Below are 22,763 nucleotides of genomic sequence, written 5' to 3'. Positions count from 1 at the left end.
TAAATCTAATTGCCATTTTACAAGTTCTCATCATCCCTTTCAATTATTCATAAGATGCAACCCATCGATAAAAACTACGTTTAGGAATTTTATATTTAATATACATTTAGGAATTTTACTTCATGAAGGATTATCAACTAGGTGAATTTGAAGAAATTGTACTCTTAACTGTAGCCATATTGCATGGAGACGCCTATGGTGTTTCTATCAAGAGGGATATTGAAGAAAGACTCCAACGCACGGTGAGTGTAGGAGCGCTCCAGACGGCCTTACGAAGAATGGAAGATAAGGACTACCTACATTCGACTTTTGGAGAAAGTACAGCGAAAAGAGGGGGTAAAAGAAAGCGCTACTTTGAAATAACAGATCTTGGTAAGCAAGCGCTGGCTTACTCCAAAGAAACTCGTAACCAAATGTGGAATGCTATTCCAAAAACGGTTTTTGAATTCTCATGGCTGTAAATCAACCACCACAACTTGCCACCAAATTATTAAGATGGTTTTGCAAACCTCAATACCTGGAAGACATCCAAGGTGACCTGGAGGAGGAGTTTTATGATCGCATAGAACTCAACCCCAATCGCTCGTCCTCTGGATGGTACTGGTGGCAAATTGTGAAATTATTCCGGTCTGGTATTATCAGGCCGTTCAAACCAATCGACTCAACTCAAAAGGAAATATCAATGTTCAAAAACTACATCAAAATAGGACTAAGGAATCTGTGGAAGTACAAGATGGGTACGGTGATCAACGTACTCGGACTTTCTACAGGAGTAGCTGCATTTGTACTAATTGCGCTATTTATCAAAGATGAACTGAAATACGACCGGCATCATGAAAATGCTGATAACATTTATCGCTTAACCATCAAAAACTTTACTTCTGAGGGTGCTCTTAGCAGACATTGGGCTTTTGCATCAGCAGGCCATGCTGAGCGATTCAAAGAGGATTATCCAGAAGTCATCAAAGCAACCAGATTCTACCCCTGGGCTTTCCCTGATTTACTAGTCGGTGATCGAAAATTCCCAGCTGAGCAAGTCATCTTCACAGATCCTGATGTATTTGACATGTTCACTTTTCCTTTTATTGAAGGAAGTCCAGAAACTGCATTTAATACAGAACAATCATTGGTTCTTACAGAGACTTCAGCCATTCGCTTATTTGGTAATGATTGGCAAACAGAAGGCGTCATAGGAGAGCGTGTAACTTTGCAAAGGGATGGTTTGAATGCACCGTTCACCGTTTCGGGCGTCATGAAAGACATGCCAGAACATCAGCATTTTCACTTTGAATACCTCGCTCCTATTCGGTTCATTGAGCAAGTTTTCGGTGAATCTTCTATGAGCAATGTCACGGGAAATTACAACTGGCTTACTTATCTCATGCTACAGGAAGGCACTAATCCTGTCGCAATTGAAAATCAAAAGGATGCTTTCTTTGACAAATATGTTGGTCAATTTGCTCAAGGTGGAGATGCAAAGGACTACTATGATTTCGCTCTGCAGCCATTAAAGAGTATTCACCTGCATTCTAATCTGGAGTCAGAAATTGAAACCAATGGCAGTATTCAGCAGGTCTATATTTTTGGAACAGTAGCTATTTTATTACTAATCGTAGCATGTATCAATTACATGAACCTGGCTACTTCACATTTCAGTAGAAGAATGAAAGAAGTAGGCGTGAGAAAAGTGCTTGGTGCTTTACGATCTACTCTTGTGAAGCAATTCTTAACTGAAGCATTTTTAGTCAACATTTTATCATTTCCAATTGCGTTGATTCTTGCCGAATTGGCCTTGCCTCATCTCAATGATTTCATGGGTAAATCATTAAGTCTTGGATTTGCTGGAAATATGGATTTATTAATTGGACTGCTATTGCTGTTGGTATTGGTAGCCGTTTTCTCAGGGTCATATCCGTCGATCTTTTTATCAAGAATCAACCTTACTCAAGCTCTTAAAGGTGAATCAACCATCAATAGTAATAAGTGGAACTTTAGAAACTGGCTGGTCACTTTTCAATATGCAGTTACCATCGCGCTAATATTCGCTCTGGCAGTGATTGAAAGCCAACTCTACTTTGTTCAGAACTCTGATCCCGGATATAATAAAGAACAATTAGTTTCTGTTGGGTTGAGTAGAAACATTGGCAACCTAACAACCTTTAAAAATGAATTGCTAAACCATCCTAATGTGGAAAAAGCAGCTTATGCCTCCAGGATTCCAACCGGAAGATTGGCGGATAGCTGGGGAGCATCTTTCAATCAAGGAGATAGTGTGGCAAGCGTGAACTTTCGTCTACCTTTTATTTGGGTAGATGACGATTTCCTTGAGACCTTTCAAATAGAGCTGGTTGCAGGAAGCAATTTCTCTGCTGATATGGATATGATTGAAGACAGTGTAGGCTACTACCTGATTAATGAAACCACATCAAAAGCTTTAGGTTATGACAATCCGAATGATATTATTGGTCAAAAAATAAATTATGGCAATTACGACGACCAAACCTTCAAAGCTGGAAGAATACTTGGGGTTACGCGTGATTTTCATTTTGAATCCATGCACACTTCCATTACTCCAATGATCATGATGAAAGGTGACAATATGAGAACTATTTGCTTAAAGTTGACTGGTGATGATCACTCTCAAACGTTAGCAGATATTGAAAGTTTATGGTATGAGTTCGATCAGGATAACACTTTAAACTACCGTTTTGTAGATGATCGGTTTAATGAGCAGTATCAATCAGAGATGAGGCTTAGTACAATGATTAAAGTATTTACTTCGATAGCCATCCTAATCGGTTGTCTTGGTCTGATCGGAATGGTAGCGTTCATCATAGAAACAAAAAATAAAGAAATAGGAATCAGAAAAGTTCTGGGTGCCTCAGCTGGAGATATTGCTATTAACATAGGTTACCGGTTTGGAATCTTGATTGTCATTGCAACTGTGGTTGCTATTCCATGTACTTTCTTAATTGTATCGGATTGGTTGGACAGTTTTGTCTATCGCACTTCCATCACTATTTGGATGATAATGCTGCCAGCAATGGTCGTGATATTAGTTACCGTCCTGAGCGTAGGAATTCAAACAATAAAAGCAGCTTTAGTTAATCCAGCAGTGATTCTAAAAACCGAATAATCATGCCAGTGGAACACTGAAGGTAACTTCCAAACCACCACTATCGGGATGGTTGTACTGAAGTGTTCCACCTATTTTACTTATTCTATTTCTAACCGTATAGGTACCTATACCTATGGTGGATTGGCTATTCATTCCTACTCCATTGTCTCTTACGTTGACAAATAAATCATCTGCTATCTCTTCTAAGGTAATTGAAGCAAATGTGGCTTTGGAATGCTTAATTATGTTGGTTGATAACTCCTGAATGACTCTGAAAATATTGATTTTTATCTCATCAGAAATATCCTCCTCATTGAGTATGTGCACTTCCATTCGAAAATCAATTGACGTCAAAGACTTTAATTGCTGCTCCAGACGAGAAAATAATTCTGACATTTTCATAGTGCTCACATCCGCAGATAACAGATTGTGTGAAACATCTCGAGCATCATTGGTAATTTTCTTGATCAGGGCAACCAAAGCAGTTATTCGGTGGGACAATTCATAAGGGTTATTTTTTAACTTCTCCAGACTCTCTGCATGAATAGCACTAGCCACTAACTCTTGAACAATCCCATCATGGATTTCTAGAGCAATACGATTCTTTTGGATTTCCTGCGCCTGAATGGATCCTTCCAAGACTTTTTGTTCCATATCTTTCTTGGAACTAATATCCTCTATCAACACAATAACTGTCGTGGGTTTTTCTCCAGATTTCCAAAGTGGTGAAACGGTCACATTCACATAGACTTGCTGCCCGTTTTTACCGATATAACGCTTCTCAATGCTAAATTCTCGAATGCTACCACTAATGATATCTTTTTGCCTTCGATTTGTCAACTCCAAATCGTCAGGGTGTGTAAGTTCATTAAAAGTAAACAGCTTCATTTCATTGGCAGAATAACCAAGTATGTTACAAAGCTTCTCATTAACACTTAAAAACTCTCCTGTTTCAGGGTTGATGTGTGCGACACCAATAGCCGCATTTTCGAAAAACGATCGATATTTTCTTTCACTTAATTGTAAATCCACATGATGTTTTTCTATTTGCGCTTCTAGCTCAGATGGCTTCTTAAGAATTTCCATCACAAAAAAGCCACCAATTAATGCCAGCAACAGGCTAAGAACAGCCATTGGAACGACTGCATATACGGACTTGGTATTATTCTTAAATCCAAGGTAAATATTCCAATCACCTTCCCGTACTGATACTTTTTTAGAGCTAGATTCAGGAAATCCATCAATAGTCGGAAGAAAAAACTCTTCTTCTTCCGTATTTGGGTTGACTTTGGACAATTGAACTAAGAGATCGTTTTTATTCAATTCATCTATTCCTAACGAATTCAGAAATTTCTCAGTATTGACAACAATAGCTGAAAAACCCCAAAATTCATTTTTTATATAAACTGGTAGTCGTCCAATTATAGCATTACCTCCTTGCCTCAGAGGAATGGGACCAGCGAAATACATCTGCTTCAGTTCTCTGGCTTTCAGTGCTTCCAGATTTCGATTAGGATCTTCTAATATATTGTAACCCAAGACGGATTCATTTCCATTTAGCGGATAAACATATTCTATAACACCATTTGGTAGTAACTCGATGACATCAAACCTATCATTGGATAGTAATTGCATCGCTACAGAATCAAAATCCTGAGGCTCACCTTGATCATTGATGGTATATGCCATCATCAAAGCAGCGGACTTACAGTGACTTAAATATTGCTCCAAATTGGACTCCATAATGCCCAATAACCCAAGCAATTCATTTCGATCACTCTCTTCTGAAACTTTGTAACTAAGGTAGGTAGTATTAAACCCAATAGTTGCGAGCAATATAGTGGTTAGTAAACCTATAAAACCAGGTCTGGAAAATAAAGTCGCTATAGACTTTGGAATCATTTTAAAATCAAGAAGTTCAGCTAGTTAGGTAAAATACTAAAACTCACTGAAGTTCACAATCTGATTTAAATCATCTGGAATTATAAGTAAGTGAACAGGATAAAAAAAAGCGTCCCCACTCCTGAGGACGCTTCAGCTTACCTTTCAATGTTTTGAACCTAACCTAATCCCGAAAGGTAAGCGAACTCCACTATGAAAAAACTCAAGTCAAAGATGTACAAGAATATTGACCTGTGCCACATATAATCGTTGACTGGTAGAATAAATACGATGAACAGGAATTATGTGATGTTAAGTATTTCAAATGATATATAAATTATTGCAAGTCACTCCTTTTATAGATCATCCCAACGCATGAAATATATACTTGAGGGTTTCCAAATTTGGGTTAATTTAGACATCTATAAATACGAAAATCACAATATACATGGGACTACTTTGGGGAATTGATCTTGGTGGCACAAAAATAGAAGGAGTTGTATTGAATGAAAACCATATGGTATTGGCTAGGGAGCGAGTTCCTACAGAAGCGGTCAATGGCATGCCACATATTATAAGTCAAATAGAAAAGCTTCTTTCTATTCTTGAAAAAGAAGTAGGAGAAAAACCTCAAAACTTAGGTATTGGCACCCCTGGATCTGTTGATCCATCCACTGGATTACTAAAAGGAAGTAATACCCAAGCGATTAACAACCAACCATTTCATAAAGAACTGGAGAAAGCTATTGGAATGCCTGTGAAAATCGCTAATGATGCCAATTGTTTTGCCCTTGCAGAAGCAACTATGGGTGCTGTAGCTGATGAACACCCGGAGGCCAAAGTTGTTTTTGGGGTAATCATGGGAACAGGTTGTGGTGGCGGTATAGTCTTTAACGGCAAAGCTCATAATGGTCGACATGGAATTGGTGGTGAGTGGGGTCACACCGTACTTCATGAAAGTGGAGGCAAATGCTACTGCGGAAAAGTAGGATGTACCGAAACGATTATAGCAGGACCACACCTGGAACGCTACTATTTTGAACAATCAGGTAACAAAAGATCCCTTAAGGACATCTATGCTGACTACAAAGCTGGTACTGATCCGATAGCCAAAGAAACCATAGACCGATTGATCCATTTCTTTGGAGTTGGTCTATCGAATATCATCAATGTATTAGATCCAGATGTAATCGTTTTAGGTGGTGGAGTAAGCAACCTCGATGTGTTGTACAATGAAGGAGTAGAATCTGTTCGTAAAAATGTTTTCAATCCAACTTTTACAACCCCAATCATCAAGCCTAAATTAGGTGATAGCGCTGGTGTTTTCGGTGCTGCACTGCTTTAATATTCATTTACAACTGCAACAAGATATTTTCTATCAGGGCTCACCGCTAGTCTGGTGATTCCTGATAGTTTCCAAAGTGACAGGTTAGCTATTTGTTGCCATCCACCTGTTTCAGTCCACGAATAAAGTAGGTCGCCCTTGCCCATAATGATGGTTTTTTCATCGTACCAGCACATATCTTCCACCCCAGGCTGAGTAGTGGTAATTACTAAAGAAGAATCAGCCGAAATATCATACTTCATAATCTTCCAGTCTCCCTCACTCTTCTTCACATAAGACAAAGCACTCGAGCCCGGGATGATGTGCAAAGATCTACCTATGTCATCTGTAATCACTTCAGCTCTTTGCGTGGAGAGATCAATCAATTGTAGCGTGGAATGTGCCCCGAGCACAAAGGCAAATAACGTATCAGCATTTAACCATGTATGATAACCTATTTTCAAATAAGGAATCAGTTCCTCACCTTGTAAACTTCCATCCAGATCGTATTTCCAAAGCAATTGTCTGCCTGAATTTTCTAATGTAATTGTACTTAAACTACTCTTATCAGGCATTTGTATTGGAGAATACTCTCCTGATGAAGTCTCTGTTAGATACGTTTTAGTCCCAGATTTGACATCATATTTTACTAAATCGGTATTTCCATCTCGAAAAGAAGTATACAGCAAATGACCGTCATCAGTAAATGAAGGTTGGTTATCATATCCTTTATTGTCAGATACATTAATGGGTTTACGGAGTTCCAGTGAACTCTTCCCTTGTTTGATCTCAAAAAGAAACACCTCAGTACCTGGCTGAGCTAAAACACCAAATGAAATGAACAATAGTTGAATGAAAATGATCAGTTTCTGCATGAAAGCAAGAAACAACTTTTACATCACAAAGCAAACTCAGAATCCACAAGCGGAAACCACATTCATGATTTGAGCCTTGATCAGTTGATTCACATCTGGTTCGGAAACCAAAAAGCCTCTGGCCACCATCATAAGCCCAGCAATTAAAGCAATCGGGGTGGTCAGATTATTGAAACTCTTAAGTAATTTAGGAAAGGCTCCTGCTCCAAATTTCACCACAGCAAGCAAAGGAATTGTCCCTAATCCGAACAGCAACATGTATTGAACGCCATCCAACACTGAATGTGTCATCATTGCCCCTGCTGCTGCTAAATAGACCAGTCCACAAGGCAAGAACCCATTCAAAACACCACTAAATAACCATTTGGACTTGCCTCCAAACTGCTTAACGAGGGATGATTTAATCACCTGATAAAACTTGGAATGATAATACCATCCTTCGAATTGATTTCGAACCTTAGGAAAGGCGAAAATGGCAATAATGATAATTCCAAGAATTAAAGAAAAGTATCGTTGAAAAGCGAAAAAGCTAACTGAACTACTAATAAGGCCGAAGAGAATTCCTAAAACAGAATAGACAACCAGTCGACCAAAATGGTATATAAAGAAGGAATAAAAAGCATTTCTTCCTCGATTTGGTGTAAAGGACAGCATCAATGGACTGCACATTCCAACGCAGTGCAAGCTTCCAAACAAACCGATCAGAAATGCCCCAATCATTTCACAAAAAGTTCTTTTTCCTGATAAAACTGATCATCGCCAACTTTCCAGCTCACTTGAACTTTATAGCGGCCTTTCGCCAATTCATTTTTGGCAATAACCTGCTGATTATCTACTAGTTTTATCGGAAATTCCTTATCAAAAAGTGCTCTGGAAGGATAGTAGAATTTAACCGTTCCATTGGCGGCACTAAACTCCTCCGGGAAGGTCATCACTACTTGCGAGTCATTTTGATTAATTGCCAACTCTTGACCAGAAGCCTTCAGGTTGGCTTTACTATCTATTCTATCCTGGTAAGCTATCTCGTCCTGATAGTAGGTTTCAGAGACCAGATCAAAATCTTCCTGAAAGGCTCTTACAACAATAGAAACCACAAACGTACAGAACAGCACGAATGCAACTACAATACCATGTCCCCAATTAAATTTCATGACTTTATGATTTTTTAGTTTCAATAAAAGGAACCTTCGGGGCTACCGGGAGAACCTACCAGCAGTTAAAAGCCCGGATCAACGCTCCGAAGGTATTTTTTAAATAGCAGGCCCTAAGAACCTGGTTTTTACTGTTTCTATTTGCTCGCCTTTGGAATACACTCCAATTTTGATATCAGTGCTCATTTTTGTCAAACTCGATGGATCAAGCACAATAAAGAATGCACCTTCTCCAAGGTCTTGTTTTTTCAACATGAGGTTATCACCTACCATTTCTAACTTGCCATCTATGCCTTCCAACTTCAACTCTATAGGCATATCTTCAGCTGTCTTGTTGACCATTTTAAGCTGGTACAAGTTGGTAATGGTACCATCTTCTCGTTCCTGATACATCATTCCTGGTGTTCTCAGAATGGTTGTCTCAACATCCGAACGGAGATACAACAACGTAACCAACACACCAATTAAGATGAACAAAACAGTCGTGTAGGCTTTCATTCGAGCAGTAAACCTGGAAGGTTTGTTTTCCGCGATATTATCTTCAGACGCATATCGTACCAACCCTCTTGGCTTGCCAATTTTATCCATAATGGAATCGCACGCATCAATACAAGCAGTACAGTTGACACACTCTAGCTGCGTTCCATTACGAATATCAATTCCTGTAGGGCATACATAAACGCATTGATGACAATCAATACAGTCTCCTAAACCTTTCTCCACTCGATCTTCACCTTTTCTGATTTTACCTCTAGACTCTCCTCTCACATGATCATAAGCAACCACTATGCTTTGCTTATCCAGTAGAACACCTTGAAGACGTCCATATGGACAAATGGTCGTACAAACCTGCTCACGCATTTTGCTAAATACGCCGTAGAACAAACCTGTGAACACTACTATGGCTACAAAGGCAAGGGGCTCTTCGGCTGGACCATTTCCAATCATCGACCATAGATCATCCACTCCTACAATGTAGGCTACGAAAGTGTGCATGATAAAGGCAGAGATCAGAACGAAGATGACATGTTTAGATGTCTTTTTGACTACCTTCTCGGTGTTCCATTCCTGCTTATCGAGCTTCTTCTGCTTCATGTAGTCACCCTCAATCAAGAACTCTACTTGACGAAAAACATGCTCCATGAAAATAGTTTGTGGACAAATCCATCCACAGAAGATACGTCCGTAAACCACCGCAAAGAGGATAATGAACACGATGGTGGTAATCATCCCAATCACAGCGAGGTGAAAATCCTGAGGCCAGAAAACCTGACCAAAAATCACAAATTCACGATCAATAATGTCAAATTTCAATAGAGGCTGCCCCCCTATTTTGATAAACGGACCGGCAAATAATATTCCTAATAATAGGTAACTAACTAACTGCCGGTAGTTGGTAAAGCGACCTTTCGGTTTTTTGGGATAAAGCCAAACGCGTTTACCGCTTTCATCGACGGTGGAAATATGGTCTCTATACGATTCCTCTTCCTGTTCGTCGTAAATTTCTGTAATGGTAGGTTCTTGCATTTTCCTGGTGTTTACATGCCAGCTTCGAGAAGCTGGCCTTCTTCGGCTTCAGCTTCTGCCACAGCATCCGTTTCCCCATCTGAAGTCTCTTCTCTTTCAAAAAGATCTCCTTGCGGCTCTTTAGGATTAGCAGGCTCAGTTCCCTCTAACGTATAGATGTAACTAGCCACTTGCTGCATTTCTTTAGGTACCAACTGTGCTTCCCAGGCAATCATACCTTTGGATGGAATACCATATTTGATGGTCTTAAAGATTGACTTGATGTCCCCACCATGCAGCCAGTATTTATCTGTTAAATTAGGTCCTACGCCACCTTCACCATTTTGACCATGACACGCTGAACATTTAGCAATAAAAAGCTCTTTTCCTGTAATTAAATCAGACTCTTCTTCACTGAATGTAACAGAAGTTTCATCAATTAAATTATCTAGTGTAGCGAGGTAAGCGGTCACCTGTGCTTCGGCTTCTTCCATCTCCATGTTATAAGCTTCTTCCTGTAGTGGACTGTATTTAAACACATGATAATTCAATACATAAAGCACCCCAAAAATGATGGTGATGTAGAAACCATATAGCCACCAGGGAGGAAGACTATTATCTAATTCGCGAATGCCGTCATAAGCATGATCAGTCATGATCGTTTCTTCATTGGAAACCGGCACAGAGTCATTCATTCTGTTCCAGAACCGTCTCCAGAAGGTCACACCTTCTTCGCCCGGTTTCACCGAGATCATTGAGCTTTCTTCTTCGGCAGACATTCTACCTCTTGCCATAGCTTTCATGGCATAAAGCGCTGTAACCAAAGCAATCAAAGCCAAAATTGATACGATTGCAGCTACTGCCACCACTATCTCCAGTTGGTAAGTAGCATAAAGTGAATTCAGATCCTGACCCTCCTGAGCAAACGTTAGTCCCGGAGATGCCAAAACCATCAGTGTAGTGAATAGCTTACGAAAGTTCATGATTGTCAGCGTTAGAGTCTAAAGGAATTCTTGAAATTTCATTGATCTGTTTCTTATCAGCACGAGCGATATAGATGAACAAGCCCACGAAGAATAAAAAGAATATGATTAGAGAGATGAGCGGGAAAATCTCAATTCCCGCTATGGTCTCCATGTGATGTTTTACAAATTTTAGCATGGTGAGTCTATTTTTGAGTTAGTTCGTCAACCTTCTTGATATCTGTACCTATTCGCTGTAGATAAGCAATCAAGGCTACTATTTCTTTCTCTGAAACTACTTTCACGCCTTGTGTTTCCAGATCTGCTACGATCTCCGCAGCTTGCTTTTCAGCATCAGCAACTGCTTGATCAGCAAAACCTTCTTCGTATGGCACTCCCAGTGTTTGCATCGCTTCAATCTTAGCCGGTGTTAGTTCCTTATCCCAGTTCTGTTCAAACAACCATGGATATCTCGGCATGATAGAACCTGGTGACATACTAGTCGGATCCAACATGTGGTAGTAATGCCAGCTATGCGGATACTTACCACCTACTCTCAGCAAGTCTGGCCCCGTTCTCTTAGATCCCCATTGGAATGGGTGATCGTAAATAAATTCTCCAGCTTTTGCATATTCACCATATCGCTCAGTTTCTGATCTGAATGGACGGATCATCTGTGAGTGACAGGTATAACAACCTTCTCTCACGTAGATATCTCTACCATTCAATTCCAGTGGAGTATAAGGTTTTACACTTGAGATAGTTGGCACGTTAGACTTCACAAGGAAAGTAGGAACGATCTCAATTACTCCTCCAATAGCTACAGCGATTAAACTCCATACCAGAAGGTTAACAGGTCTCCATTCGAAGATTCTTCTATGCCAGTGCTCATTTTTAGCAGGTACATAATCCTTAGCAAGTGGTGCAGCCTGAGCCATCGTTTCTTTGATGAAAGAACCTGCTTGCGCTGTTTTCACCAGGTTGTAAATCATTACAAATACACCAGTCAAGTAAAGTGCTCCACCAAATGCACGCAATTGATACATTGGAAGAATTTGAGTTACCGTCTCCAGGAAGTTGCTGTAAACCAGGGTTCCTTCTGGAGCAAATTGCTTCCACATTAAACTTTGTACAAAACCTGCCCAGTACATCGGAAGTGCATAGAAAATAATACCCATTGTACCGATCCAGAAGTGTATATTGGCTAATTTCTTAGAGAACAATTGTGTTCCGTATAGTCTTGGGATCAAGTAGTACAGCATGGCGAATGTCATGAAACCATTCCACCCTAAACCACCTACGTGCACGTGAGCAACGATCCAGTCAGTAAAGTGCGCTACAGCATTGAAGTTTTTCAATGAAAGCATTGGGCCTTCGAATGTAGCCATACCGTATGCGGTGACAGCCACCACCATGAATTTCAAAATTGGATCTTCACGCACTCTGTCCCATGCACCCCTTAGAGTAAGTAAACCATTCAACATACCACCCCAAGATGGAGCGATCAACATGATGGAGAAGACCGTACCTAAAGACTGTGCCCAGTTAGGTAAAGAGTTGTATAACAAGTGGTGAGGTCCTGCCCAGATATAGATAAAAATCAATGCCCAGAAGTGTACAATCGACAAACGATAAGAATAGACCGGTCTATTCGCAGCTTTAGGAATGAAGTAGTACATCAATCCCAAATAGGGTGTGGTTAGGAAGAATGCTACCGCATTGTGTCCATACCACCATTGTACTAATGCATCCTGCACACCTGCATACCATGAATAAGATTTCATGAAAGAAATTGGCAACTCAAATGAGTTTACAATGTGTAGCATGGCTACAGTTACGAATGTGGCAATGAAGAACCAGATAGCCACGTAAAGGTGTCTTTCACGTCTTTTTAGGATGGTTCCAAACATGTTCACCCCAAACACTACCCAGATAAATGCTATGGCAATATCAATCGGCCACTCCAACTCGGCATACTCCTTACCCGAAGTTAGGCCTAAAGGAAGTGTGATAGCTGCTGCCAAAATGATTAGCTGCCAGCCCCAGAAATGAATCTTACTGAGCAGATCACTAAACATTCTTGCTTTACACAAGCGCTGCAGTGAATAATAAACACCTGCGAAAATACCATTTCCCACAAATGCAAAAATTACTGCATTGGTATGCAGAGGTCTTACACGTCCGAAAGTGGTGAATTGGATTCCGAAGTTAAGGTCTGGCCAAAAGAACTGGCAAGCTACCAGTAATCCGACAGACATCCCTACCACACCAAATATCGTTGCTGCGATCAGGAACATACGAACAGTCGAGTTGTCGTAGTAAAAAGTGTCAAGCCCACCGTCTGCTGCCGGCGCCTTGCCTTCCTGTTTAGTCATTGTCTCTGTTGACATGCTGAGATTGTTTAGGTTCGTCATCGAATAATATTCTCACGGAGGGAGTATAGTCATCTTCAAACTGGCCACTGCGGTTGGCCCAGATGAAGGCGAATAGAAAGCCAGAGGCCACTATCAAACTAAATCCGATCAATATTATTATTACACTCATAATTATGACAGCAAGATTACTCGGCTCTGGAAGGGTTTCTTATGAGGGGTTTCAGGAAATAATCTGATTTTTATCAGCGACAGCAATCATGGCTATCCAATTCACTAAAAGTCATCTTAAAAACTGATGAATGTCACTTCACACCCTTTTTACAAGTACATGATATTCATCATAATACAGCAAATGCAACTTTTGGACTTAATGAAACTCAATGGTGGAAACTAGTGGGTACCTGACAACTTAATTTCAGAATTCAATGCATATCTAACTACTACATGCTTAATTAGCCTGTAGGTTTAAAAGGATTTTCTATTGATACAACTAGCAAACATCACCGTACGACACAACAATTCTGAAGTCTTCAAAAACTTGAGTTTGACCATTGAACCAGGGCAGCACCTGGGAATAATAGGGCAAGCTGACTCAGGTAAAACTGAATTGATACGTGTACTTAATGGAGAGATGTCAATCACCGAAGGATGCATGGATATGCCTTATGCAAGAGCAGAAAAGGCACTATTGACTCCAGGATATCAATTTAAAAATCGAGCGGGGATTGGTGAGTTATTTTATCAACAGCGTTTCAACTCTACCATGATGCAAGATGTTCCAACCGTTCAGGAAGTTTTGAATACCTCAGCAGAACAGTCAAATCCTGGATATTGGAATTTAGATAACGTTTCACAGCTCCTTAAACTTGAACATCTAATTGATGAAGAGGTGATCAAATTGAGCAATGGAGAAACCAAAAGACTCAGAATAGCCATCTTACTCCTGAAAAACCCGAAACTACTGTTGCTACAAGATCCCCTAATCGGATTGGATACCAATGCCAGAAAAGACTTTACGAACGTTTTGGAACAAATCTCTGCATCCGGCATTCAGATGATTATGACACTTGATCATCATGAAACACCACCTCTCCTATCCAGGATTATTACAATGGATCAACATCAGATTATCCGAAGCTATTCTCCCTATGAATTTGATACCATACCACAAGCCAGGTCCAATTCATTGAGTATCAATAAAGAAATGCTTCAACAGTTAATTCTTCAGAGTGAGCCAAAAACATTCGATCATATCGTCCAGATGAACAATGTGAATATAAGATATGATGCTAAACAGATACTTGAGAACATAACCTGGACCGTACAGCAAGGTGACAAATGGGCGCTTTTAGGCCCGAATGGTTCTGGAAAATCCACTTTACTGAGTTTGATCAACGGAGATAATCCCCAAGCATACGCCAACGACATTTCCTTATTCGACCGAAAAAAAGGTTCTGGTGAAACAATCTGGGATACCAAAGCAAAAATAGGGTTTGTATCTCCAGAGCTTCTTCACTATTTCAAAACCACTCAGAACTGTTTAAATGTAATCTTATCAGGACTAAGAGAAGGTCCTTTTGCAAGGAAGTTAACGCCTGCAGATGAAAATGATGCCTTAAACTGGATGAGGCTTCTTCAGATTGATTCATATTCTAAACAGTTATTCAAAAACTCCTCCATTCAGGTACAGCGATTGGTTCTACTTTGTAGAGCATTAATCAAAAAACCTTTTTTGCTAATACTTGATGAACCATGTCAGGGACTGGACCAGTCACAAACTGAGAATATCAGACAAATCATAGATCAGATTAGTCACTTAAGCAATATCACCTTGATCTATGTCACACATTATAAAGAGGAGATTCCATCCTGTGTCAATCAGGTCATTGAATTAAAAGACGGTCACAGGATATAAAAGAAGATGACCTAATAGGTTAATCGTTTTTGGAAAACCATATGAGAACAATCTTGAATGCAAAAACTGGAGGCCGTTCAATTTAATCTTGATACGGCCTCCTCATTCCAAACAATATAACCTAATTCACTATTGCTCGAAAGTTACTTTAGTATCTATAGCTGTTCTTCAAAATTCGTAGTAGCAATTACATCCCTTGATATTGAAAACTTCTGTCTTTGCGTTAGGGGTGTTCTCCCATTTCATTGACAATTAATTGTTCAATGGTATAGACACCACTTATGATTCGTTTGGTTGGATTTGAATTGAAAACATCTCAATTTTCAGTAATGAATAACGGAACTAGTCAGAAAGAAAAAGTCACCGCAATCATCGAGGAATCTTTCCATAATAATCCAAGTGTGGTTTCTGTCATCAATCCAAAAAAGAAGAATAGTCTAAGAGCTCTTGCGCACTATGCCTATGAGACCGCCAAAACGAGAAATGGCGTCTTATTATCTAGCAATCAGGAAGCAGTGGCCATTTGTTATCCCTACAACTTTAAAAAAGAAGGAATACAAGATATCTGGTATCAAGTTCTGTTAGTCTTCAATTGCATTGGACTCTCAAGAGTTTCAGATGTCTTAAAACGAGAAGCTTATGTCAAGAAAATGAGACCTAAAGATGGCAGGTTTCTGTACTTCTGGTTCTTTGGTGCGACCAACATTGGCAAAAAAACCACTGCCGCTCTAGAACTCAAAGAGCAAATATTCAACTGGTCATTTAGAGATGATTTACCAATCTACCTGGAAACATCCGTACCAAGAAACAAAAGGGTCTATGAATACTTTGGTTTTGAAACCTATCATGAATGGAATCAACCAAACGGAGGAACCTTATTTTTCATGAGAAGAAACCCACAGAAATGAAAGATTTATTCTCAAGCCAATCAGACCAATACGCTCACTATCGCCCATCTTATCCGCAAGAGCTAATTGACTATATATTAGATTTAGTCTCTGTAAAACATACAGCCTGGGACTGTGGTGCCGGCTCAGGCCAGATCACTCAACTTTTAGCTCCCCATTTCCAAGAAATCATCGCTACAGACATTAGTGAACAGCAGCTGCAAATGGCTCCTAAATTATCCAATGTCAGTTATCTGGTTCAACCGGCAGAAAGCACAACAATTAAAAGCAACTCGATTGACCTAATAATAGTCGCGCAAGCAATTCATTGGTTCAATTTTGAACAATTTTATAAGGAAGCTAAAAGAGTATTGAAACCAAATGGGGTAATGGTTGTGACTGGTTATGGACTAGTTCGTGTCAATGATCCTATCAATGAAGTAATAGATCAATTCTACTCATCTATTCAAAATTATTGGGAACCAGAACGCAAATATATTGATGAGCATTACCAAACTATTCCTTTTCCTTTCAATGAAATCAATGCTCCTTCCTTTCATTTTCAAGTGAAATGGCAATTGGATCATTTCATCCAATACATCAATACATGGTCAGCAATCAAGTACATGAAATCGCAAATAATGGAGGATCCAACTAGACAGCTGTATGATCAACTTTTACCATTGTGGAATTCAGAAATAACTGCAACTTTTCCTACATTACTTCGTGTTGGATATGTAAACTAAACGGTAATGGTAGCTTATTTTGCTCTGGTAAATGATGCGTATGATCGCTTGAAGAAATTGGATGAATCCAAGGTGAGTCTCAAGCTTGATGATAAGAAATGGAGCAAAAAAGAGATCCTCGGACATCTTTGCGATAGTTGTATCAACAACTATTACCGATTCATGCATCTACAGCAAAGTGATAAGCCCTATGAGATTACTACTTATGACCAGGATAAGTGGGTAAATGTGCGTGGCTATCAAAACCAAAGCTGGGCAGAAACTCTGAATTTGTGGTATTCTCTGAATTTGTCATTATTGAACGTTCTTGACAATTCACTTGATGAACATGCAGATCATCCTGTGATCATCAATAAAGAAACGTACACCTATCAATACCTTGCTGAGGACTATTTTGATCATTTACAGCATCATTTAAATCAGATATTTTCATAGGTCAACGTTTTTGAGCCATTTGTCGAATTTAATCCAACGATAACACAGCTTTTCTTAGTTTATCATGAGGTGCGACCCAAATTCGCGTCAGCTATCGACAAACCAACCATGAACATTTTTAAAGGACTTACAGGTAAGTTTCTGATTCCTTATGGCTTAGCGCTGATATTTGGATTATGGACTTACTATACCATCAGGAATATTCTAGATTATGAAGATCTTCAGAAGTATTTGATTGGCATGAAGCTGGAAGTTCTGGAATTAAGAAAGCATGAAAAGGATTTTTTAGCCAGAGAATACAAAAACTCATCTTTCATTACCACCGGCAAGAGTGAATACCTATCAAAGCATCATGAAATTGTTGCCGACCTTAAGGAATCATTAGATAGCCTGGTTTCCAGGCATCGTGTAGATGAGCAAGAAGCCGAAACAGCTAAAACTCTACTTAGCGATTACAGCAAACTTTTCAATCAGCTAGCAAATCAAATCCGTATCAAGGGCTTTAAAGATGATGGTCTCGTTGGCCAGTTGAGAGATGCTATCCATGAAGTAGAAGATTCTAAAACCTCCTATGATCCAGCATACATGCTAATGCTTAGACGGCATGAGAAAGATTTCTTCCTAAGAAACGATATACAATATCTGAGTAAGTTCAATAAAAGCATTGATGACTTTCAGAATCACTTGAATCAACGAGTTGTCAACAGAACTACCAGACAAGAGCTGCTTAACAAATTAGACGCTTATCAACAACTCTTCACACGGGTTGTTGCCATTCAACAAACAATTGGATTAACTGAAGAGGATGGTTTACATGGAGAATTAAGAACCTCCATTCATCAAATGGTTCCTTTTCTAAACGAATTCATTTCCAGAAGTAGTCTAATGGTGGATAAAAAAGTGAGACAAAGTACTATCGGGTTGTTAATAATGATGTTGCTCATTACCTCCATAGGAGTATTCATTTTGATGATACACCTCAAGAAGATCACCAGAAATATCAATTTGATCAACAGGAACGCGATCTTATTATCCGAAGGTAAATTCCCCAACAGGCAACGTGTAAATTCTCGAGATGAATTGGGGCAAGCACACCGGGCATTGAATGCTTTAACTGATGGGCTTATAGCTAAAACTGAATTTGCAAATCAGGTGCGTAAAGGAAACCTGAATGCTGAATTTGAACTCTTAAGTGATGACGATATCCTTGGCTCAGCATTAATTGAAATGCGTGACAATCTGGCCAAAGTAATTGCCAACACCAATGAAGTGATTTACTCGGTGAGTGAAGAAGGAAATTTAAAATTGCGTGTAGACTCTACTAGTAAATCAGGAGCCTGGTTAGATCTCAGTGAAGCTATCAACACTTTACTCGTATCCTTCACACAGCCAATTCTCCGACTGAATGAAATGTCTAAAGCACTGGCAAAAGGTGATCTTTCACAGCGTTTTGATGACAATGCCAATGGAGATATCAGAGCCATGATGCTCAACTTCAATGAAGGATTAGATCAATTAGTTGAAATCCTGGCTCATATTTCAAACAATGCAGAAAGCATCGGAAGTGCTTCTGATGAGATGTTAACTTCCAGCCAAGAAATGACGAACAGCACTACAGAAATTGCAAGTGCTATTTCACAAATGAGCCAGGGTTCTCAGCGTCAGCTAAACAAGGTAGACGAAGCATCTACGCTAGTGGAGCAAATCCTAAATCATGCTGACAAGACCGACGAGCTTTCAAAATCCATTTTTGATAAATCTAGAGATGGTATCAGAAACAGCAACAGAGGGAAACAGATCGTAACCAACTTTGAAGCAGCCATTCAATTGATCTCACAAAGCTCAGAAGAAACAAATTCTTCTATTCAGTCTTTGGTGGCCAAATCCAGAGAGATTGATCGAGTCATTAAAGTAATCAATGAGATCGCGGCACAAACGAACTTACTGGCACTGAATGCCGCCATAGAAGCTGCACAAGCAGGGGATGCTGGTCGTGGATTCGCCGTGGTTGCTGAAGAAATTAGAAAACTAGCCGAGTCTGCTAAAACCTCAACTCGAGAAATTGCAGATATAGTAAAAACCATTCAAGAAGAAACCGCAGGGACCGACAAAGCCATGGCTGAAATGGCCGATAACGTGAGCAAAGGTCATAATGCTTCCAAAGAAGCAGCAAAAGCGTTTACAGACAATACAAGTCTGGCAGAATCAATTCTTGCTGTATCAGAAGACATCCTGGAGTCTGCAGGCAAACAAAAGATTGACCTCCAAGACATTGTAAAAATCATAGAAAGCATCGTGGTGATCGCAGAACAAACAGCAGCCGGATCAGAAGAAGTGGCCTCCTCTGCATCTGAACTATCAGCAGGAATGAACAACTTCAACAACCGATCTGAGGAACTAGCTGCTATTGCACTATCGCTGAAAACCGGACTCAGAAAGTTTGAATTATAATGCGTTAATTCAGTTGTTTTAGTAGGGCTTTATAATCTTCAAGAGCATCTTCCTGATACTCTTCTGCAATTGAAATAGCCGCTTTAAAGTCTTTTTTGGCTTTTACTCGATCACCTAATCGAGCAAATGCTTCACCTCGTTTTGCATACATGGTTGACAAATAAGCTCGATCGGGATACTGATCTATCCCCTTAGTGAAATATTCAATAGCTTCCTGAAAGTGATCATTAGCTAAATAATAGCTACCTAACCGATGTTGCCAATATGCTGATGCATATCTTCTAGTTGTCAATACTTCCTTGAACTCATCCATAAAGTATTGGAACGACTCAAAATCATCTTGCTTCCATGCCAGCCAAATCAACATATTCTTAGTCGAAGCACTAACTTCGGTGTCCAAACCGAAACGCTCTCCGCGTTCCTGAAAATATCTTTTCAATTCTGGCATGCCACCCCTCTCTGTAAATTCATGAGTATCCGCAATGATATAAGCTGAATAGTTGTGATAGAAATACCTTAAACCTCTATACAATGAGACATAAGGAAGTGACTCATGAACCTCGTCATCAAAAGATTGAAAAGTCCACTCCAGGTTATTCAATGGGTGTTTTTCAAGTTGATTGACCAATTCATACCCGCTTGCTCTTGTGTAGACATCATATTTAGAATTGGCAATGAACAAGTATTTCTTAACTCCTTTAGAAGCCTGCTGATTAGACCACATTTGCTCATTTGCAAACCCTCCATTGGAAGCAATGGCTCCTAAAAATGGAGACTTTTCAGTCAATAATGCTTCACATGCAATAGCCGCGTTTTGCTCCCATCCAAATAAGACTTGCTCTTTTGAAGTTCGGTACTTGTCGTTAATAAAATTAGGAACATCATTTTGAACAAACCCTACAACTCCTTTCCAATTGGCCTGAAGTAAGCTATCTCGGAACGGTCTATTTCGAAAGTCGACACCTACAACGATCATTTCAGGCATTACGTTCTCTCCTCTTAATGTCTCTTGTATACCAACACCATTGAAAAAGAACCATTGCCCATCTAGAACATAAACAACCGGATAGTCTTTAGAATTGCCTGAATACGATTGAGGAAGATAGACTTGCAGCTGCATTGCTGTTCCAATACTTTGAGAATAAATGGAATGGTTTTCAAAGTGCACTTGACCAGCCAGGTTAAAAACGAAACTACTGAAAAGAGTCAGCAGCAATACTTTATGGATCATATAGGTAAGGTTATGAATTCAAACAAACGACTCATCATAACCCAGGTTGATTCGCCGCCCATCATTAACAGAACATTAACACTCTGTGGATTCGAAAGATGTGTTAGTTTTCAGATTCATATACATGAATGAATCATTAACTTTCAACCTGTTTTGATTCCTAAAAGGAATATATGTGATTCAACTAATACTCCAAAAAATATCCGAATGACAATACTGGGTATACATGAAGGTCATGACTCAAGCGCAGCTATAATTGTAGATGGAAAAATCATTGCCGACGTACAGGAAGAACGTTTCAATAGAGTAAAACATAGCGGAGATACTCCACTAAATGCTATACATTATTGCCTGGCAGCAGCTGGACTCGAGTCAATCAATGATGTTGACTATGTGAGCATTCCATGGTTACAAATTCCAGATGGGCTCAAAACCATTTTCAATATCTCTGAGAGCTTCAATTGGAAACAACGCATATTTCGAAAGGTGTTCAAACTAATGTTTCGATCACCATTCGACACTAGCTGGCTGAGAGCTCCAATTTATAAAGAAGCCTTCGCTCAATATGAAGGACAAATCAAATCATATGATCACCATTTGTGTCATGCCGCAAGTGCTTATTACACGCAATCTGATACTGACAAACACCTGATATTCACCATTGATGGAATTGGAGACAACACCTGCACAACAGTCTGGTTGGCAGAGGGCAATCAAATTACTCCACTTAAAAAATATGGAAGTGAGGCGGCAATTGGATGGGCGTATAGTCTCGTCACTGAAGGTTTACATTGGATCCACGGTGATGGCGAAGGGAAAACTATGGGATTGGCTCCATATGGAGATTACAATGTATGTAAAGGCTTACTCGATCCATATTTCCCAGAGTTTGAAGGTACAGAACTTAAGAAGGAAGTTGATTTAGGGGCTCCCTATGTTTGGAATGAAAAAGGTGCAAGTCAATATCATTTGACCAAATCGTCGGAAGTAGAACAGCTCATTCAGAAATATGGGAAAGAAAACATCGCAGCAGAGGCTCAAAGGAAACTAGAAGAATCGGTCATCGAACTCGTAAAAGGCTGGGTAGATCAAACTGGGATAAAAAAGACATGTTTTGCTGGTGGAGTTATGCTCAACGTAAAACTCAACCAACGACTTTGGAATAACCGAGCGTCTATTGGCATCGAAAAACAACACATCTATCCGAATCCAGGAGACTCAGGAGTAGCAGTTGGTGCTGCGCTATTGGAATATTACAAACATCATTCATTTGAAGGAAGTACATTAGACTCACTTTATGGAGGCCCTGAATATTCCAATAAAGAGATCGAAGGTCACTTGCAGCTATCTAAACTCAACTATCAATACCTGGATGAACCTGCAAAAACTGCAGCTCAACTACTCTCTGAAAACAAAATCATTGGATGGTTTCAGGGACGAATGGAAAGCGGACCTAGAGCATTAGGTAATCGCTCCATTTTGATGAGTCCATTAATGAAAGGAAACAAAGCCATACTCAATGAACGAGTCAAATTCAGAGAATCTTTCAGGCCTTTTTGCCCAAGTCTCTTATTTGAGAGCAGGGACAAATACCTCCTTGACAGCAAAGACGAATTCTTTATGATGGCTTCCTTTGATTGTGTGGAAAGTAAGATAAATCAAATTCCTGCCGTGGTTCATGAAGACGGAACGCTTCGTCCGCAATTGGTTAAAAAAGAACAAAACCCGTTATTCTGGCAATTAATAAAAGAATTTGAAACCATTACAGGGGAGTCAATCGTATTGAATACTTCCATGAATGTAATGGGTGAACCAATTGTTAACACTCCTAGTGACGCGATAAAATGTTTCTACAGCACTGGAATTGACGCTCTATTCATAGGCAACTATCTAATTACCAAATAAA

19 protein-coding genes are annotated in these 22,763 nt (G+C 39.6%); 9 read left to right on the top strand and 10 right to left on the bottom strand.

The annotated features are described in order from the left end of the window. The first annotated feature begins 122 nt into the window (after nt 1–122). Both NXS00_RS11155 and NXS00_RS11150 read left to right on the top strand, forming a co-directional pair. Nucleotides 123–461 (top strand): PadR family transcriptional regulator, encoded by a 339-nt coding sequence (locus tag NXS00_RS11155; RefSeq protein ID WP_258099276.1) that lies wholly within the window; start codon nt 123–125, stop codon nt 459–461. Then, nucleotides 452–3,136, top strand: a complete 2,685-nt coding sequence (locus tag NXS00_RS11150) for an ABC transporter permease (protein WP_258099275.1) — start codon at nt 452–454, stop codon at nt 3,134–3,136. Before NXS00_RS11155 ends, NXS00_RS11150 begins: the two co-directional genes overlap by 10 nt. On the opposite strand, the gene NXS00_RS11145 is transcribed toward NXS00_RS11150, so the two are convergent. Continuing rightward, on the bottom strand, nt 3,137–5,020 hold the full coding sequence (locus NXS00_RS11145) for a PAS domain S-box protein (RefSeq protein ID WP_258099274.1): 1,884 nt from the start codon (nt 5,018–5,020) through the stop codon (nt 3,137–3,139). A 427-nt stretch (nt 5,021–5,447) separates the two neighbouring features. Between NXS00_RS11145 and NXS00_RS11140 the strand changes: the two genes are divergently transcribed. Continuing rightward, the gene (locus NXS00_RS11140; protein ID WP_258099273.1) at nt 5,448–6,344 is read left to right on the top strand and encodes an ROK family protein; all 897 of its coding nucleotides are present in this window, start codon (nt 5,448–5,450) and stop codon (nt 6,342–6,344) included. On the opposite strand, the gene NXS00_RS11135 is transcribed toward NXS00_RS11140, so the two are convergent. The 8 genes from NXS00_RS11135 to ccoS all read right to left on the bottom strand — a co-directional run bounded on the left by NXS00_RS11135 (nt 6,341) and on the right by ccoS (nt 13,361). Further along, the gene (locus NXS00_RS11135; RefSeq protein ID WP_258099272.1) at nt 6,341–7,198 is read right to left on the bottom strand and encodes a TolB family protein; all 858 of its coding nucleotides are present in this window, start codon (nt 7,196–7,198) and stop codon (nt 6,341–6,343) included. The two genes, NXS00_RS11140 and NXS00_RS11135, sit on opposite strands and share 4 nt — an antisense overlap. Nucleotides 7,199–7,234: 36 nt before the next feature. Continuing rightward, nucleotides 7,235–7,918 carry a sulfite exporter TauE/SafE family protein gene (locus NXS00_RS11130; protein WP_258099271.1) on the bottom strand — a complete coding sequence of 228 codons (684 nt, stop codon included), beginning with the start codon at nt 7,916–7,918 and terminating at the stop codon, nt 7,235–7,237. Continuing rightward, on the bottom strand, nt 7,915–8,349 hold the full coding sequence (locus NXS00_RS11125) for a FixH family protein (RefSeq protein ID WP_258099270.1): 435 nt from the start codon (nt 8,347–8,349) through the stop codon (nt 7,915–7,917). The genes NXS00_RS11130 and NXS00_RS11125 overlap by 4 nt, the downstream gene beginning before the upstream one ends. 99 nt (nt 8,350–8,448) lie before the next feature. After that, on the bottom strand, nt 8,449–9,876 hold the full coding sequence (gene ccoG, locus NXS00_RS11120; protein WP_258099269.1) for a cytochrome c oxidase accessory protein CcoG: 1,428 nt from the start codon (nt 9,874–9,876) through the stop codon (nt 8,449–8,451). Nucleotides 9,877–9,887: 11 nt separating this feature from the next. Next, the gene (locus NXS00_RS11115; protein ID WP_258099268.1) at nt 9,888–10,838 is read right to left on the bottom strand and encodes a cbb3-type cytochrome c oxidase N-terminal domain-containing protein; all 951 of its coding nucleotides are present in this window, start codon (nt 10,836–10,838) and stop codon (nt 9,888–9,890) included. Then, on the bottom strand, nt 10,825–11,016 hold the full coding sequence (locus NXS00_RS11110; RefSeq protein WP_258099267.1) for a CcoQ/FixQ family Cbb3-type cytochrome c oxidase assembly chaperone: 192 nt from the start codon (nt 11,014–11,016) through the stop codon (nt 10,825–10,827). The genes NXS00_RS11115 and NXS00_RS11110 overlap by 14 nt, the downstream gene beginning before the upstream one ends. A gap of 7 nt (nt 11,017–11,023) precedes the next feature. Beyond that, nucleotides 11,024–13,207, bottom strand: a complete 2,184-nt coding sequence (ccoN, locus tag NXS00_RS11105) for a cytochrome-c oxidase, cbb3-type subunit I (RefSeq protein WP_258099266.1) — start codon at nt 13,205–13,207, stop codon at nt 11,024–11,026. Beyond that, nucleotides 13,185–13,361 (bottom strand): cbb3-type cytochrome oxidase assembly protein CcoS, encoded by a 177-nt coding sequence (ccoS, locus tag NXS00_RS11100; protein WP_258099265.1) that lies wholly within the window; start codon nt 13,359–13,361, stop codon nt 13,185–13,187. The genes ccoN and ccoS overlap by 23 nt, the downstream gene beginning before the upstream one ends. 312 nt (nt 13,362–13,673) lie before the next feature. On the opposite strand from ccoS, the gene NXS00_RS11095 reads away from it, so the two are divergent. The 5 genes from NXS00_RS11095 (at nt 13,674) to NXS00_RS11075 (ending at nt 19,626) form a co-directional block, all read left to right on the top strand. Continuing rightward, nucleotides 13,674–15,107 carry an ATP-binding cassette domain-containing protein gene (locus tag NXS00_RS11095; protein WP_258099264.1) on the top strand — a complete coding sequence of 478 codons (1,434 nt, stop codon included), beginning with the start codon at nt 13,674–13,676 and terminating at the stop codon, nt 15,105–15,107. Nucleotides 15,108–15,436: 329 nt separating this feature from the next. Beyond that, nucleotides 15,437–16,015 (top strand): hypothetical protein, encoded by a 579-nt coding sequence (locus tag NXS00_RS11090; protein WP_258099263.1) that lies wholly within the window; start codon nt 15,437–15,439, stop codon nt 16,013–16,015. Next, nucleotides 16,012–16,740, top strand: a complete 729-nt coding sequence (locus tag NXS00_RS11085; RefSeq protein ID WP_258099262.1) for a class I SAM-dependent methyltransferase — start codon at nt 16,012–16,014, stop codon at nt 16,738–16,740. Before NXS00_RS11090 ends, NXS00_RS11085 begins: the two co-directional genes overlap by 4 nt. Nucleotides 16,741–16,746: 6 nt before the next feature. Continuing rightward, a complete protein-coding gene (locus NXS00_RS11080) occupies nt 16,747–17,175 on the top strand; it encodes a DinB family protein (protein WP_258099261.1) in 429 nt (142 codons plus the stop codon). 108 nt (nt 17,176–17,283) lie between these two features. Then, nucleotides 17,284–19,626, top strand: a complete 2,343-nt coding sequence (locus tag NXS00_RS11075; RefSeq protein WP_258099260.1) for a methyl-accepting chemotaxis protein — start codon at nt 17,284–17,286, stop codon at nt 19,624–19,626. A 4-nt stretch (nt 19,627–19,630) separates the two neighbouring features. Here NXS00_RS11075 and NXS00_RS11070 read toward each other — a convergent pair whose 3' ends face one another. Further along, entirely contained in the window at nt 19,631–20,857 is a 1,227-nt protein-coding gene (locus NXS00_RS11070) for an alpha/beta hydrolase-fold protein (protein WP_258099259.1), read from the bottom strand. Between the two features lie 207 nt (nt 20,858–21,064). Between NXS00_RS11070 and NXS00_RS11065 the strand changes: the two genes are divergently transcribed. After that, nucleotides 21,065–22,762 carry a carbamoyltransferase family protein gene (locus NXS00_RS11065; protein ID WP_258099258.1) on the top strand — a complete coding sequence of 566 codons (1,698 nt, stop codon included), beginning with the start codon at nt 21,065–21,067 and terminating at the stop codon, nt 22,760–22,762. Nucleotide 22,763 lies beyond the last annotated feature (1 nt).

It is taken from the genome of Marinoscillum pacificum (genome assembly GCF_024714495.1).
Taxonomy (GTDB): Bacteria; Bacteroidota; Bacteroidia; order Cytophagales; family Cyclobacteriaceae; genus Marinoscillum; species Marinoscillum pacificum.
Note: the sequence above shows the minus strand (reverse complement) of the source record. Positions and strands in the feature narration are given on the sequence as shown.